The 16039-nt window shown below is 64.1% G+C and carries 12 protein-coding genes; 4 read left to right on the top strand and 8 right to left on the bottom strand.

Features of this window, described 5'->3' with window-relative positions; all coding sequences use genetic code 11:
* The first annotated feature begins 352 nt into the window (after positions 1-352).
* Positions 353-4006: an ATP-binding protein gene (locus tag QYH69_RS15005; RefSeq protein ID WP_308832654.1), complete on the top strand. Its 3654-nt coding sequence runs from the start codon at positions 353-355 to the stop codon at positions 4004-4006.
* 10 nt (positions 4007-4016) lie between these two features.
* On the opposite strand, the gene maiA is transcribed toward QYH69_RS15005, so the two are convergent.
* On the bottom strand, positions 4017-4694 hold the full coding sequence (gene maiA / locus QYH69_RS15000; protein WP_308832653.1) for a maleylacetoacetate isomerase: 678 nt from the start codon (positions 4692-4694) through the stop codon (positions 4017-4019).
* A 186-nt stretch (positions 4695-4880) separates the two neighbouring features.
* Here maiA and QYH69_RS14995 point away from each other — a divergent pair, with 186 nt between their 5' ends.
* The 3 genes from QYH69_RS14995 (at position 4881) to QYH69_RS14985 (ending at position 8207) form a co-directional block, all read left to right on the top strand.
* Positions 4881-5987 (top strand): catalase family peroxidase, encoded by a 1107-nt coding sequence (locus tag QYH69_RS14995; RefSeq protein ID WP_308832652.1) that lies wholly within the window; start codon positions 4881-4883, stop codon positions 5985-5987.
* Positions 5984-6550 (top strand): cytochrome b/b6 domain-containing protein, encoded by a 567-nt coding sequence (locus QYH69_RS14990; protein ID WP_308832651.1) that lies wholly within the window; start codon positions 5984-5986, stop codon positions 6548-6550. The genes QYH69_RS14995 and QYH69_RS14990 overlap by 4 nt, the downstream gene beginning before the upstream one ends.
* A gap of 247 nt (positions 6551-6797) precedes the next feature.
* On the top strand, positions 6798-8207 hold the full coding sequence (locus QYH69_RS14985; protein WP_308832650.1) for an MFS transporter: 1410 nt from the start codon (positions 6798-6800) through the stop codon (positions 8205-8207).
* Here the strand turns inward: QYH69_RS14985 and QYH69_RS14980 are convergent.
* The 7 genes from QYH69_RS14980 to QYH69_RS14950 form a co-directional block, all read right to left on the bottom strand.
* Positions 8110-9078 carry a LysR family transcriptional regulator gene (locus QYH69_RS14980; RefSeq protein WP_308832649.1) on the bottom strand — a complete coding sequence of 323 codons (969 nt, stop codon included), beginning with the start codon at positions 9076-9078 and terminating at the stop codon, positions 8110-8112. The genes QYH69_RS14985 and QYH69_RS14980 overlap by 98 nt on opposite strands.
* A 137-nt stretch (positions 9079-9215) precedes the next feature.
* The gene (locus QYH69_RS14975) at positions 9216-10793 is read right to left on the bottom strand and encodes a UbiD family decarboxylase (protein ID WP_308832648.1); all 1578 of its coding nucleotides are present in this window, start codon (positions 10791-10793) and stop codon (positions 9216-9218) included.
* Positions 10794-10960: 167 nt separating this feature from the next.
* Entirely contained in the window at positions 10961-11686 is a 726-nt protein-coding gene (locus QYH69_RS14970) for an enoyl-CoA hydratase/isomerase family protein (protein WP_308832647.1), read from the bottom strand.
* Positions 11687-11738: 52 nt separating this feature from the next.
* Entirely contained in the window at positions 11739-14087 is a 2349-nt protein-coding gene (locus tag QYH69_RS14965) for a xanthine dehydrogenase family protein molybdopterin-binding subunit (RefSeq protein WP_308832646.1), read from the bottom strand.
* Entirely contained in the window at positions 14084-14599 is a 516-nt protein-coding gene (locus QYH69_RS14960; RefSeq protein WP_308832645.1) for a 2Fe-2S iron-sulfur cluster-binding protein, read from the bottom strand. The genes QYH69_RS14965 and QYH69_RS14960 overlap by 4 nt, the downstream gene beginning before the upstream one ends.
* Before the next feature lie 42 nt (positions 14600-14641).
* Positions 14642-15127, bottom strand: coding sequence for a carbon monoxide dehydrogenase subunit G (locus QYH69_RS14955; protein ID WP_308832644.1), 486 nt, complete (start codon positions 15125-15127; stop codon positions 14642-14644).
* A gap of 75 nt (positions 15128-15202) precedes the next feature.
* The gene (locus QYH69_RS14950) at positions 15203-16021 is read right to left on the bottom strand and encodes a xanthine dehydrogenase family protein subunit M (RefSeq protein ID WP_308832643.1); all 819 of its coding nucleotides are present in this window, start codon (positions 16019-16021) and stop codon (positions 15203-15205) included.
* Positions 16022-16039 lie beyond the last annotated feature (18 nt).

Below are 16039 nucleotides of genomic sequence, written 5' to 3'. Positions count from 1 at the left end.
CGGCGTCGATACCCGCGCCAACTAGCGGGGCGATACGGAAATTTATGCCGGCCGACATCGCGAGCCGGTATTTATTGCTTTGCGCGACGCGAATGCGCAGCGTTTTGCGCCGGCGCGAAAAAATAGCCCGTCCACAAGGGACGGGCCGCTAAAACGCCGTTGTTACTCGGGTCAGCCGGCCCGCACACACTTCGGGGCGCTGACGATTGCCATGCTGACGGCGCAATAAATTTTTGTCGAGGTGGGGCTTACGCCGATCCATCAGACATATCGCGCCCCGCGGCATCGAAACGACCTATAGTGGACTCACGGTGTCGCCCACGAACGGCGGCGCTCATACTTGCCCGATGCGATGCCCAACATCCTCGACCGCACGCAGCAGTCGCTCGCAGACGCATTCGCCTCGCTCGCCGCGAATGCACGGCGTCAGCAACGCTTGTACACCGCGACGATTGCAGCGCTGATCGCGATCATCGCGATATCGGTCACGTTGCTCGCCACGCTTGCGATCGACAGGCAACTCGATATGCAGCGCAGAATCGGCGCACAGAATGCATCCGACATTTCGTTGTTTCTGCATCGTTGTGTGTCGTTCCTGATCCGCAGCGAACTGACGGTGAAGTTCTATCGGCAGACGCTGGACGCGCACGATGCACCGGACGACCTGCTTCGGCAGATCAGCCGGTCCGGCGTGGCGACGGGCCGGTCCGCAACGCTCGGTGTGCCCTTCGACGTGGTCGTTTCCGAGGCGACGCGCAACGCATGGGGTGCGGATCTGAGCGCGCACCTGCGGCGCATCACCGAAACCGCCGAATCGACGTTCATGACGCGCGAAGCATTCGGCCTGCCCTATCAAACGCTGTTGATCGGGCTCGATGGCGACTTCGCAGCGATCCTGCCGGCGCCCGGCATGCACACGAGTGCCCATGCGCCTTCGTTGACTTCGCCGACTGCCGCCGCGTTGCGCGAGGCGACGCTGGACGCACTCGCGGCGCAAACGGGCAAGCGCACGCTCGCGGCCGGCGAGCGTGTGCTTATCGGACCCTACACGGACCCGCTGCTCGGCGTACCCGTCGTGACCGCGCTCAGCATGCCGGGCGTGGACGGCAAACCCGTCATGCTGATCGCGATGACGGTCGACGCCAGTGCGATGCTCGCCGGGCTCGATCAACCGCAGGGTTCGGCAACGCTGTTATTAGGCGAGGGCGGCAAGCGTTCGATCACAGCGAAGCCGGCGCTCGCGCCATCGACGCTGCAGTGGCTGCGCGACGTCGCAAGCAACACGCGCGTTGGCGTCATCCATTACGCGTGGCGCGGCGTCGTACTCGTCGATGCGGTGACACCGGGCCACGGCCTGCTGGTCAGCTATGTGCCATGGCGCGCCGTGATTGCCGGCGCGGCACTCCAACTGTTCGCCATCGTTGGGCTTGGACTGGTGATCGTGGCCGCAATGGCGCTGACCGCGAAGTTCTGGGGCATGCGGCTGCTACGCGATTGGCACGACGAAGCGCGGCGCGCACTCGAGAACGAGACGATCAATCACATCGTCGTCAGTGCGACGCCGGTCGGGCTGTGCATCGTCCGGCAACAGGACTTTTCAGTGGCGGCATCGAACCAGCTTGCGCGCGATCTGATGCGCCTCGGCGACGCGGCGCATTTGCCGCCGCATATCGCGGCGGCCTATACGGAACATAGTCTGCATGCGATCGCGTCTGCATCCGCCGCCACCGGTGCATCGGCATCCGAATTCATCGTGGCCGCATTGCCGAGGCAGGCCGACGCATCGGGGGCACAGCACGCGTCGCCCGTGCCGGACGCCACAATGCTGCAAATCAACTACGAATCGGCGCGCCACGACAACGAAGACGTGCTGTTCTGCGCGATTCTCGATATCTCGGCCCGCTATGCGCTTGGTCAGCAACTGCGTGCGGCGCAACGCGAAACGGAAGCGATGATGCGCGCGCAAAGCAACTTCTTCGCCGCCATGAGCCACGAAATACGAACGCCGATGAATGCGCTGCTCGGCAATCTGGAGTTGCTGTCGTCGAGCCCCGGTCTCGAGCAGCATGAGCCGCGCGTGCGCGCGCTCGGCATGGCGGCGGACGGATTGCGCCGCATCGTCAACGATATTCTGGACTTCTCGAAGATCGATGCCGGCATGATGAAGCTCGTCAGCGAGCCGTTCAATCCGCTCGACGATCTCGAGAATCTCGCGCTGTCGTATGCGCCGCTGGCCGGCAAGCGGCCGCTGAATTTTTACGCCTATCTGTCGCCGGCGTTGAACCGTGTGTGGCAAGGCGACAGCACGCGCGTCGTGCAGATCGTCAATAACCTGCTGAGCAATGCGTTCAAGTTCACGTCGAGCGGCAAGATCGTGCTAGGCGCTCAGATACACACGGACGACGCGGGGCGCGACATGCTTGTCTGTCGCGTCAGCGATTCCGGAATCGGCATGGATGCGCAACAGGTCGCGCGTATTTTCAAGCCCTTCGTGCAGGCGGAGCCCGGTACGGCGAGCCGCTTCGGCGGCACCGGGCTGGGCCTGTCGATCTGCGTGCGGCTCTCCGAACTGATGGGCGGAAAGATCGCCGTGGAAAGCGTGCAAGGCGTCGGCAGCGCGTTCACGGTGAGCTTGCCGCTCGCGATGCCTGCCGGTCACGACGAAAGCATGGCGGCGCAGACCGCCGCGGCATCGGGGCCTGCGTCTGCGATGCGCGGCAGCGCTTTCGTTCTTTGCCAGGAACTGGCGGGGGCGAAGTGGTTCGAGGAAGTGTTGGCGCTGCAAGGATGGCAGGTAACCTGTGTAACGTCGCTCGATGCGGCGCCGACCTGGCTGCGCATCAACCGGCCGGCGTTCATGATCGTGACGGGCGAGTACGGCGAAGACGCCATCGCGCAACTGCGCGCGTGCCGCCCGGCCAATGTGGTATGGATGACGCCCGCGGGTCCGCTTGGCGCGGCCGCACGTAGTGACGGTGTGTGGGAAGTAACGGCATTTAGCCAACGCGCGCTAGGCGCGGCGGTCGAGCGCGCAGTGAACGACGAGCAGCACGACGAAGCATTGCACGACGATGCGTGCGGCGATGTGCAAGGCGATATACAAAGCGATATACAAGGCGATATGCAAGCCGATGCCGTGCCGGACGCGCGAAATTCATTTGCGGCGCGCGGTGAATCGCAAACGCCCGTGTCGCCCGCATTGAACGCTTCGCGCGACCAGCGTTCTTCCCGAACAGCCAGTGACGCGCAAGCCCCGCATCCCTCGGCACTAACCGGCTTGCGCGTGCTCGTGGCGGAAGACAACCCTCTGAATCAGGCGCTCATCACGGACCAGTTGACGGCGCTCGGCTGCGAGCCGATCGTCGTCGGCGACGGCAAGCAGGCGCTCGCAGTTCTTTCGCAGACCGAAGTCGATCTGGTGCTAACCGACATCCATATGCCGGAGATGGACGGATATGCGCTAATGGCGGCCCTGCGCGACGCGCATCCCGCGCTGCCGGTGACCGCATTCAGCGCGGTCACCGGAGCGGAGCAGGCGCAGGAATGGCGACAGCGCGGCTTCGCCGGCTATATTCCGAAGCCCGCGTCGCTGCAGCAATTGCGAACCGGCTTGCTCGCACTGTGGGAGGCCGCGCCGGCAGCGCAGACACGACGTGATGCAGCAGACGCACCGCATCCGTTAGCAGCATCCGAAGAACCGCACACACTCGATGCCGTCGACAAGTCGCGTTACCTCGCGATGCTAAAGGATCACCTGGGCACCGATCTACCGCGGCTCGCGGGCATTATCGACGCCCGCGACCGCTCGGCATTACGCGACTGGGCGCACAGTGCGGGCGGTGCATTCCTGATCGTGCACGAGCCGCAATTCGCCGACCGTTGCCGCGAACTGCAGCGCATGTGCGATGCGGTGGGCACATGGACGCCCGCAATCGCGCATGACGCGCTGTCGCTGCACGACACGTTGCGCAGCCACTTCGGCCTCGACGAACCGTCGTTGCACTGACGGTTTGGCATCAGCCGTGCATCGGCACGGGCGGTGCGCCGATCTGCCGGTACGGAGCCGCCTTCAGAAATGCCTCGTGCAAATCGCACTGCGCGATGATGCGGTCGACGGTGGGCGTATTCGGAATCGAGATCTGGAACACGCGCATCACCGCGATGATGCTTGCAAGCGCGATATCGGCGAACGTCGGCGAATCGCCGTGACACCAGATGCCGGTGCCGGCTTCGGTGGCAAGGCGTTTTTCCACGGCGCGAATTCCCGTGCCGAACCACTGGATTTGCCAGTCGCGCCATGCGGCGAGATCGAAGCCGCCGCGCTCCATCAGGTAGTTCTTCACACGAGGTACGACGAGCGGATGCGTGTCCGCGGTGAGCATCGACGCGATGGAACGCACGCGCGCCCGCCCTTGGAGATCCGACGGCAACAGAGGAGGATCCGGTTGCAGTTCCTCGAGATATTCGAGAATGGCGATCGATTGCGTCAGCGGCTGCTGCCCTGCTTCGATCAGTGTCGGCAGCGCGCCGAGCGGATTGACCTTGAGAAATTCAGGGGTGCGCTGCTGACCGGCGTCGAGATCGATGGTCATCTCTTCCGCGTTCATATTCTTCAGGTTCAATGCGACGCGCACGCGATAGGTCGCTGACGATCGCCAGAAACCGAATAGTTCAAATTGGCTGCATTCAGACATGGTGAGGTTTTCCCGGGACAAGTTCGAGCGTGCCTAGGATAAACGCGACATCAATTGTTTGCATTGCTTCGTTAAGCGCCGATGTAAACGTTTAACCTTTCATTTGCACGACTTTGAGGGCTGATGGAATAAACGCATGAAGCCTGTGTTCGCCCATTTGCAAATCTCACGCTAAGGGTAGGTTTCATGAACGAACGACCGTTTTCGTTGGCCGAACTCGCGCGCCATCCAGGTCAGCATCTCGGCGAAATCGGCAAGCTATGCGCAATCGGTGTCGTGGTGCTCGCGGTGGGCGGCGCCTTTGTCTACATTGCGGGTTTTGCCGCGCCGGACAGGTTGAGCCCGCAACGCATCGTCGATAAATTCGAAACGTATGGCGGCGTGCATCCTGGGTTCAGACGCAATCACGCGAAGGGCGTATGTGTTGCCGGTTACTTCGAAGGCAACGGCAAGGCATCCGGCATTTCGCGCGCGGAGGTATTCGACCCGGTGCGTACTCCGGTCATCGGGCGCTTTGCGATTCCCGGTCCAAACCCGGTTGCACCGGACGGGGGCACACCGGTACGCAGCTTCGCGCTCGAATTCCAGTTGCCGAATCATGCGCAGTGGCGCACCGGAATGAACAATACGCCGGTTTTTGCGGTCAACACGCCGGAAGCATTCTACGAGCAGCTCGCGGCGGGCAAGCCCGACCCGGCAACGGGCAAGCCCGATCCGGCTAAACTGAAGGCGTTTTACGCGGCTCACCCTGAAACGCAACCGTTCCAGCAGTGGGTCAAGGCGCATCCGCCTTCGAGCAGCTTCGCGAATGCCGCGTATTACAGCATCAACGCGTTCCGCGCGATCGATGCGGATGGCGATACGTCGTTTATCCGCTGGGCGATGGTTCCCGAAGCGGCCTATGCGCCCGCGAAGCCGAGCGGCAATGCGCCGAACTATCTGTCCGGGGAGCTTTCGGACCGGCTGGCGCAAGGACCGTTGCGCTGGCACCTGATTCTGACGGTGGCCGCGCCCGGCGACGTGACGAACGACGCCACGCAGGCATGGCCCGACGATCGCCGGCAGATCGATGCGGGAACGCTTACGATCGAGCACGAAACCGTGCAGGCCGATGGCGACTGTCGCGATATCAACTACGATCCGACCGTGTTGCCCGATGGGCTCAAGCCGTCCGACGATCCACTGCTCGCGGCCCGGTCGGCCGCATACGCAGTATCGTTCAATCGCCGGATTCGCGAAGAAGCGCACGGGCTGGCGGCTCAGAAATCATCGATAGCAGAAGGGCATCAATGAAATCAGGTCACGCACATTTCAGTTTGCCGGCGCGCTTCTTCCATTGGCTGATGGCGCCGCTCGTCGTCGCGATGCTATTTATCGGCGTCGGTATGGTCGCGACCGTTTCGCGGCTGCATCTGACGTTGATCGCGATCCACCGGCCGCTCGGCATTGCGATTCTCGTGCTTGTCGTGCTGCGTCTGATCGTGCGTATCGCGCACCGTCCGCCGCCGTTGCCGGGCGATATGCCGGGCTGGCAGCGCTGTATTGCGCAAGGTTCGCACTGGCTGCTCTATCTGTTGCTGTTTGCGATGCCGCTGGTCGGCTGGTCGATGCTGTCGGCGGGCGGCTTTCCGGTGCATATGTTTCCGGGTTTGGATCTGCCGCCCATCGTCCCGCAAAGTCCGCGGCTTTACGCGTTCCTGCGCGGCGCGCATACGTGGCTCGCGATGCTGCTGTTTCTAAGCTTTCTCGGGCATCTGGCCGCGGCGATGTTCCATGGTCTGATTCGCCGCGACGGCGTGTTTTCGAGCATGGCGCGCGGCAATCGGGCCGCGTCCGCGGTCGAGCGTCGCGGCTGAGCGCGGCTCGCCGTTGAGCCGCGAAATTGAGTTTTTTTGAAGTTTGACGATTCATCGAATCGTTCGATCAACCAATCATGATTCGTTGATTCCCTTCGCTGGTGCGTTTCACTACACTCGTTGACGGCTGCGGCCTGGTTCGTCAGGCCATCGCAAACAGAATGCTGCCCAACGAGACAAAATCCTGCGCTAAAGCGCAGGCGCAACGCTCGCCGATCAAGGCGACCTGCGCAGGGAGGAGACGAACATGACCGTGGTTTCAGATACCCACGTCGGCGCCGGCACGGCTGCCAGCCGCCGCTCCACCGTCGATGTATCCGCGCTCGTCGAGCGACAGAAGCTCGGCGGTTTCGCAATCGGCCTCATTGCATGGTGCTTTCTGATCGTGCTGATCGACGGCTACGATCAGGTCGCCGTTGCCTATTCCGCTCCCGCGTTGATCGCCGAGTGGCATACGAACGCCGCCGGTTTCGGACATGTCTTCGGCTTCGGATTGTTCGGTGTGCTGGTGGGATCGCTGCTGCTCGGCTTCAGCGGCGATCGCTTCGGCCGCCGACGCACGATTATCTACGGCACGATGCTATTCGGTATCCTGACGCTGGCAAGCGCGCGCGCATCTTCGCTCGGCGAACTGACGTTGTTGCGTTTTCTCGCCGGCATCGGCATGGGCGGCGTGGTGCCGAACACCGTTGCGCTCGTGTCCGAATACGCGCCGAAGGCGCGGCGCGCGACATGGATTACGCTGATGTTCTCCGGCTTTTCGATCGGCGCGGGAGGCGGCGGTGCGGTTGCTTCGTGGCTGTTGCCGCATTTCGGCTGGCAGGTCGTGTTTGTCGTCGGCGGCATCGCCGCGTTGGCGGTTGCGTTTGCATCGTTCGCCCTGCTGCCCGAATCGATCCGCTTTCTGATCATGAACGGGCGCGACTCTCGGCGTATCGCGCAGCTCGCGCGCCGTCTCGGCGCCGATCAGAGCGCAAATGCCGATGCGCACTATGTGCTCGACGACGAATCGCAAACGCGGCGCGCGAGTGTCGCTGCGTTGTTCGGCAATGAACTTCGCCGTATCACGCCGCTGCTGTGGATCGTGTTCGTGCTCAATTCGCTGGCGCTGCATTTTCTGCAGAACTGGTTACCGATTCTGCTCGGCATGAGTCATCTCGAACCCGTGCGCGCCGCGCAGGTCGCAATGATGTTTCCGGTCGGCGGCACGGTCGGCGCGCTTGCCTTGAGCCGCTGCGTAGACCGCTATGGCATGGCTGTCGTGCTGACGCTCGCGGTGCTCGGTTGTCCGATTGCGGCATCGCTCGGTATGCCGATGCCCGTCGCGCTGCTGTTTGCCGCGGTGTTTGCGAGTGGCGTCTGCGTGATCGGCACGCAGTTTGGACTGTATGCGGTGGCCGGGATCGTCTATCCGACGACGCTGCGTTCGGCCGGCGTCGGCAGCGCGATTGGCGTGGGCAAGTTGGGCTCGGTGGCCGGATCGATGCTCGGCGGCGTGCTGCTTGCGATGCATTTGCCGCTCGGCCGGCTCTTCGTGAACGTGTCGGCGGTGTTCGTGTTTATCGCGCTGTTTTCCGCGCTGCTTGCGTGGTCGCAGCGGCTTCCGCGGCGAGCGCCGAAGGCCGTTGTTGAGCAGCCTGCGCAAACATCTCCGTGAACGTATCGAGCACCGACAGCGTATCGCGACCGCTGCGCGTGATCCGGTAAAACGAGAACTCCACTTCCGGCCGTATCACGTCGATCTGCACGCGATAGTGCTTGCAGATGTGTTCGCAGAAAGAAGGCATCACGGCGATGCCGAGACCTTCGTGCGCCATTGCGATTGCCGTTTGCAGATGCCCGACCACCATGCGCCGGCTCACGGTCACTTCTTCTTTCGAGAGCGTCGCCTCGATCAGCCGTTGCAGCGGATTGTCCTTCGGCAGAGTGATCAGCGGCAGCCCTTCGAGCGCGCTCCAGCGCACGCCATGCCGCTCGCGCGCCGCCGGGCCGCCCAGCGACATATCGTTTTCCGCGGATACGGCGACGAGCCTTGACGGAAACATCGGCACGCGGTCGATGCCGGAAAGCTGCGAGAAAAATATACCGAATGCCGCATCGAGGTCGCCGTCTTCGACCATCCGCAGCAACTCGCCGGGCGGCCGGTCGACGAGTTCGACGGTCGACGCAGGATAGGCAGCCGCGAAACGCCCGAGCACCTGCGGCATCAGGCTCGCGGCAATCATCGGCGTGCAGCCGAGCAGTAGCGATTCCTGCTTCTGGCGGCCGAGCTCGTTCAGTTCGATGACCGACTTTTCGAGCGTTTCCACGATTTTCATCGCGGTCGGATAGAACGCGCGGCCCGCTTCCGTCAGCGCGACGGTGCGCGTGGTGCGTTCCAGCAGACGGCATTGCAGCTGGGTTTCGAGTTCCCGGATGATCGCGCTGAGCGCAGCCTGGCTCAGATGCATGCTTTGCGCGGTTTTCGTGAAACTCGAGGCGTTCGCCACGCCGAGGAACACTTTGAGCTGCTTGATGGACAAATTCATATCTGCGGCGACCCTTCGTTTCCGACCAACGGTTGCCGCAGATTTTATCCCGTTCGCTTCGTGCACAGAAGCATCGATTCGCGGACGCCTTCGTTACCGCCGCATTTCGCGCGGGTTTGGCGCCTGCGAGACCGATGCTACGAAAACGCGTACCGTCCTTCGCCATCGCGCGTGATCGTGCGCGTCGCCTCGACGTCTTCGAGCCAGCGCACGACTTCGCGTCCGTCGCGAGTACCTGTCGCCGCCATCAGTTCTGCAAAGCGCTTCGGGCCGTCCTCGAGCGCGGCTTCGAGCGACTCGAAGCGCGCGCCCGCGTATTGCGGCGGCGTCGGCACGCGATGTTCGAGCGGCCGCACCGCGCCGGGGGCGAGCAACGGCAGCGTGAGATCGAAGCCCGCCTTCGCGGTGCTCGCCGTGCCGTGCGCGAGGCCGTGCAGCGACGGATCGAGCGGCATCGCGCGCAAGCCGTTCTGCACGACGAGATCGCGGTCCGCCTGGAAACGCGTCGCGAGCGCCCAGTCCATCTGCTCTTCGGAAAAGATATCGATGTCAGGGTCCACGACGAACACGTGCTTGACGTTTGCGAGCGACGCAAACACCGCGGCGATCGCGTTGCGCGCTTCGCCGGGCACGCGCTGCTGCAATGCGACGCGCACGTTGAACATGCCGCCTGTCGCTGCGCTGCAGTAGACGGCCTTCACTTCGCGCACGGCGGTTTCGAGCGCGCGCCACACGGTCACTTCGGTACGCAGCGCCGCGAGCTGGGCGGTATCGGTTCGCGCCATTGCACGGCCGCCGATCGTGCAGGTCTGAAACACCGCCTCGCGGCGGTGCGTGATCGCGGTCAGATGGAAGACGGGGTTCGTCTTGACGCCGCCGTAGTAGCCGAGGAATTCGCCGTACGGGCCTTCGGGCTCCGCGTGGCCGCGCTCGTCGAGATAGCCTTCGAGAATGAATTCCGCGTCGGCGGGGACGAGCAGATCGTTCGTCACGCATTTGACGACGCCCATCGGCGTGCCGCGCAATGCCGCCACGAGTTCGAGTTCGTCGGCGGGAATGCGCATCGTCGCGCCGACGTGATCGACCGGATGCGTGCCGACGGCGAACGCGATCGGCAGACGCTCGCCGCGCTTCGAGTGCGCAATACTGATCGCGCGCAGATCGGACGGCGCGACGAGGTCGACGCCCGCGGTGCGGCGGCCGCGCAGCATGAGCCGGCGAATGCCGACGTTGGTCCAGCCCGTTTCAGGATCGACGGCGAAATCGATGGACGCCGAAATATATGGCGCACCGTCGAGATCGTGCTGCAAATGCACGGGCAGCGCGGTGAAGTCGCATGCGTCGCCGGTCAGCACGACCTGCTGGACGGGCGCTTCCTCGCGCGTCACCTCGACGAGCTTGCCTTTGACCGCGAGCCGCTCGCGCACGGTGGCGAGCAGGTTCTGCGGCGTCGTATCGAATGCTTGCGCGAGGCGCGTGCGGCTCGCGGCAACGCTGCCCGCGAGCGAAAAATCGCTGCCGCCCGGCTGCTTGAACCACACCGCGCGCGGGTTGCCTTCCATGATCCCGGCAACGTCGGCGAGATCGACCGGCTCTTCGCGCGGTTCGAGTTCGCCTTCGCCGAGCGCTTCGAGAAAGCGTCGCAGGCGGAACTGTTCGAGGTCCGGGGCCGCCGCGCCTTGCACGGTGGAAGGGATGACTGTCTTCGGTCTCAAGGGAGGGTCCTCGTGCGATGCGTATGGGTAAGTCGTGCGTATTGCTTATGGGCTGCTTGCGGGTTGCCTGGAGGCCGCTTGTATCCTGCCTGTATCCTGCTTGTGTCCTGCTCGTGTCGTTCGGGCATGCCGCCTTGCGCCTGCAGCGTGCCGCTGCGACCGGAAAATCAGAAGCGCGCCGACAGCGCGGTCGCGGCGAGATGCGCTGCGAAACCGCTCGCGCCCGACGCCGGCATTTCCGGTGCGAGATGCAAGAACTGCTTGACTGCGCGCAACGTGACGGCGCTGCAGCCGAGCAGCGTCTGCGTGAGCGTTTGCGCGGCCGCATCGAGTTCGCTCGCGGCAACCACGCGGCTCACGAGCCCGACATGCAGCGCTTCGGTGGCGCTCAGCCGTTCGCGGCTCAGCACCATATGTGCGACGGTCTTGACCGGCACGCGGCCGATCAAGGCGGACATCACGAGCGTCGGCGGAATGTCGCGTTCCATTTCGGGGATCTGGAACACGGCGCTGTCGGCGGCGAGCGCGATGTCGCAGACACCGGCGAGCGCACAACCGACGCCGATCGCCTCGCCGCGCACGACCGACACCACCGGCACGCGCACCGCTTTCAACGCGTCGTACAACGCGAGCGGCGGCGCGGCGACCACGCGCCGCAGGGTCTCCGCAGACGGCTTGGCGTCGGCGGGCGGCATCGGCGACTGACGACCCTTGCAAAAATCGGCGCTGCTGCTGCCGATGCGCACGAGCTTGACATCATCGTCAATATTCGACACCGCGGCGATAATCGCCTCGCTCATATCGGCGTTGATCAGATTGCCGTTTGCCGGCCGGTCGAGCACGATGTCGACGAGCGGACCATCGCGCCTGATTGCAACGAATTCAGTGGACATGCTGCAGTTCCTTGTGTTCGGTTCAGAGCCACGCTTCTACGCGGTGCGACTTTTACGCGGCGTCGCGATGGATGTACTCCCAGACGACCTTCGGCGTGGCCGGCATGTCGAGCTCTTCGTCGCCGATCTCTTTCAGCGCGTCGGCGAGCGCATTGAAGATCGTCGCCGTGGCCGGCGTAATGCCGCTTTCGCCGCCGCCTTTCACGCGCAGCGGGTTGCCATGCGTCGGGTCTTCGGTCAGCTCGACGCGCAGCGGCGGCACGACACCGGCACGCGGCATGCCGTAGTCCATATACGAGCCGGTCAGTACCTGGCCCGTTTCGCGGTCCACGTAGCAGGTTTCGGAGAGCGCCTGGCCGATTCCTTGCGCGAGACCGCCATGCACCTGACCTTCGACGATCAGCGGATTGATCGGCTGGCCGACATCGTCGACCGACGTGTAGTTGACGAGCGTGACGACGCCGGTATCGGGATCGACCTCGAGTTCGCAGATCGCGGAGCCGGTCGGATGTGCGGGTACGCGTCTGTTGACTTCCGCTTCCGCATAGAGCTTTTTCTTGCCGGGCTCGCCCGGCATGCCGTCGCTCGCCACGCGACGCGCGATTTCGAAGAGGCTTGCGCGGCGGCTCGTCGTCGAATCGACAAAATGGCCGTCGGCGAATTCGACCTTGTTTTCCGCGATATCGAAGAGCGCCGCGGCAACGCGCTTGCCGGTCGCAATGATCTGCGCGGCGGTATCGACGAGCAGCATGCCGCCGAGGCGCATCGTGCGGTCCGAGTGGCTGCCGCCGCCGACGCTGACGAATGCGGTGTCGCCGGTGCGCAGCTTGACCGCCGACATCGGCACGCCCAGATGATGCGCGATGACCTGCGCGAACGTGGTTTCGTGGCCTTGCCCTGTCGATTGCGTACCCGACACGATTTCGATGTAGCCGCTTTCCTGTTCTCCGGGCAGCACCGTCAGCTCGATCCGCTCGCGCGGCGCACCGACCGGCGACTCGATGTAGTTCGCGAGGCCGATGCCGCGCAGCTTGCCGCGTGCGCGCGATTGCGCGCGGCGTGCTTCGAACGTGCTCCATTCGGCCAGCGTAAGCGCGCGTTCCATATTGCGCGAAAACTCGCCGCTGTCGTAAGTGAGGCCCATCGGGCTGCGATAAGGCAGCTTTTCGTGTGCGATCAGATTGCGCCGGCGAATCTCCGTGCGGTCGATGCCGAGTTGCGCGGCGGCGATATCGAGCATGCGCTCGATCACATGATGCGCCTCAGGCCGGCCCGCGCCGCGGTATGGCGCGGTCGGCACCGTGTTGGTCAGCACCGCGCTCACATGCACGGCCGCGACCGGCACATCGTAGACGGTCGTCATGATGCGCGTTCCATTCGACATCGGCACATACGACACCGTATGCGCGCCGACATTGCCGATCCATTCGTTGTCGATCGCGAGAATGCGGCCGTCTTTCGAAAAACCGATCGTCGAACGAATGATCTGGTCGCGGCCCTGATAGTCGGACAGAAACGCTTCGCTACGATCGCTGGTCCATTTGACCGGACGTCCGATGCGGCGCGCGGCCCACACGACCGCGAGCTGCTCGACGTAGACGAACGAGCGCGGCCCGAAGCCGCCGCCGGTGTCCGGGCATACCACGCGCACCTGCGAGGGCGGCACCTTCAACGCGCCGGCGAGCACGAGTTTCTGACGCACGGCGCCCTGGCTGCCCGAGATCAGCGTGTATGTGTCCGTTTGCGCATCGTAGTCGCCGATCGCGCTGCGCGGCTCCATCTGGCAATTGACGAGCCGGCTGTGGTGAAACTCGCGTTGCACGACATGGTCGGCCGTCGCGAGAATGCGGCGCGCTTCGTCGCGATCGCCGATTTGCGTCTGGAAACACAGGTTGCCGGGCGCGCCGTCCCACAACTGCGGCGCATCTTCATGCATCGCATCGGCGCCATTGACGACGGCGTCGAGCACGTCGTAGCCGACCTCGATCATCTCGGCCGCATTGCGCGCCTGCAGCGGCGTTTCGGCGACGACCATCGCGACCGCCTCGCCGACGTAGCGAACGCGATCGACCGGCAGCGGAATATGCAGCTGATTGAAGATCGAACCGGTCAGCGACGTGACAAATGCCTTTTTCGTCGCATCGACGGCGTCGATCGGATTCGGTACATGGTCGCAGCCGATCAAACCGTCGTCGACGTAGTCCTGGCCGACGAGCACCGCGACGACGCCGGATGCCTCGCGCGCCGCGCTCGTGTCGATCGAGTTCAGTGCCGCATGGGCGTGCGGCGAACGCAAAAAGGCCGCGTATAGCTGGCCTTCGACGCGAAAATCGTCGGTGTACTGTCCTTTGCCGGTGACGAAGCGCTGGTCTTCGACACGCGGTATCGGTTTGCCGATCATGAGTGCTGTTCCTCCCGATGCGCGGCGCCTGCCGCATGCTCCGGGTACATTTCGCGCGCCGCGTGCCGCACGGCTTCGATGATGTTCACGTAACCGGTACAACGGCAAATGTTGCCTTCGAGGCCGTGGCAGATGCTCGCTTCGTCGAGAGCCGGCGCTTCGCGCAGATAGAAGTCGCACGACATGATCATCCCCGGCGTGCAGAACCCGCATTGCAGGCCGTGGCATTGCACGAATGCGTTTTGCACCGGGTGCAGGCCGGTTGTTTCGTCCGGCTTCAACCCTTCGACGGTGACGACGCGGCCGCCGCTTGCCTGCGCGGCGAGCACCGTGCACGACTTCACGGAAACGCCGTCGAGATTGACCGTGCATGCGCCGCACTGGCTCGTGTCGCAGCCGACGTGCGTGCCGGTCAGGCGCAGCGTCTCGCGCAGAAATTCGACGAGCAGCGTCTGGTCCGGTACTTCATGCCGGACATCGACGCCGTTCACCTGCAACTGAACTTCAACCATGATTCACCTGTTCCTTGCTATAACGGTCGCACGCGGGGACATTCACTTCGCTGCAGCGCTGGGTTCTTCAGCGTCCGCGCTCATCGATGCGCTCATCGTCGTGTTGAACCGCTTGAAAAACTCCGCCGCGAGCTTGTTCGCCACCGACGTAACGAGCCGCGAACCGATCTGCGCGAGCTTGCCGCCCACTTGGGCTTCAGCGACATACGTGAGCAACGTGCCGCCTTCTTCGGCGTCCGCGAGCGTGACGGTCGCGGTCATCTTGCCGAAGCCTGCAATGCCGCCTTCGCCCTGGCCCGCGATCTTGTAGCCGTTCGGCGCATCGCGGTCGGACAGCAGCAGCGTGCCCTTGAAGCGCGCCTTGACGGGGCCGACCGAGGCGACCACGACAGCCTTGAACTCGTCGTCGCTTTCGGCGGTAAATGCTTCGCAGCCCGGCACGCAGGCCTGCAGCACGGCGGCGTCGTTCAGGCCACGCCATACGTGTTCGCGCGATGCGGCGATGGTTTGCGATCCGGTGAATTCCATGTGTTTGTCTCCTGGCGGCAAGGCGATGAGCGTGCGCGCTTCAGCGCGTACTCCCGTCCCATACAAAAGGTTGCGTTAGGCGCGCGGGCGCAGCGGCTGCGCGAGCAGCGTTTGCAATGCGCGGCGCGCGTAGGTTTCGATCAGGTGTGCGCGATAGGCAGCCGACGCGTTTGGATCGTCGGGCAGTGTCGACGTGTCCATTTTCACGGGCGCCAGCGATGCTTCGGAAAGCGCACGAGTCAGCGCCTCCTCGGCGTCGTGCCAGCGGAATACCGATGCGCCGGCACCGGTTACGCCGACACGCACCGCGTCGTCGTACTGCGCGATGAATACGCCGACCACCGCATAACCCGAGGCCGGCTGCCGGAACTTCGCATAGGCGCCGCGCAGCGGAATTGCGTATTCGATCGCGGTGACGAGTTCGTCGGGCGCGAGCGCGGTTTCGAACGTATCGACGAAGTAGTCGTCGGCGGCAATGCGCCGCCCGGATGTGACGACGTGCGCGTCCAGCGCCATGACGGCGGCCGGATAGTCGGCGGCGGGGTCGTTGTTCGCGACCGAGCCGCCCATCGTGCCGCGATTGCGCACTTGCGGGTCAGCGATCACGTTCGCGAGCTGCGCAAGCGCGGGAATAGCATCGGCGACGAGCGGCGAAGCGGCGACTTCCGCGTGGCGCGTCAACGCGCCGACGCGCAGCACGCCGTTTTCGACCGCGATGCCGCGCATCGCGTCGATACGCGTGAGATCGATCAGATGGGACGGCGCCGCGAGCCGCTGCTTGAGCGTTGGAATCAGCGTCATGCCGCCCGATAACGGCCGTGCTTCGTCATGTTCGCGCAGCCACGCGACGGCTTCCTCGAGCGTCGATGCGCGCAGATAGGTGGTCTCGTACATGAAGTCTCCTGCGGTCGC

The organism is Paraburkholderia sp. SARCC-3016 (assembly GCF_031119615.1).
Taxonomy (GTDB): Bacteria; Pseudomonadota; Gammaproteobacteria; order Burkholderiales; family Burkholderiaceae; genus Paraburkholderia.
The sequence above is the reverse complement of the archived record's forward strand: the minus strand, read 5'-3'. Positions and strand labels throughout refer to the sequence as shown.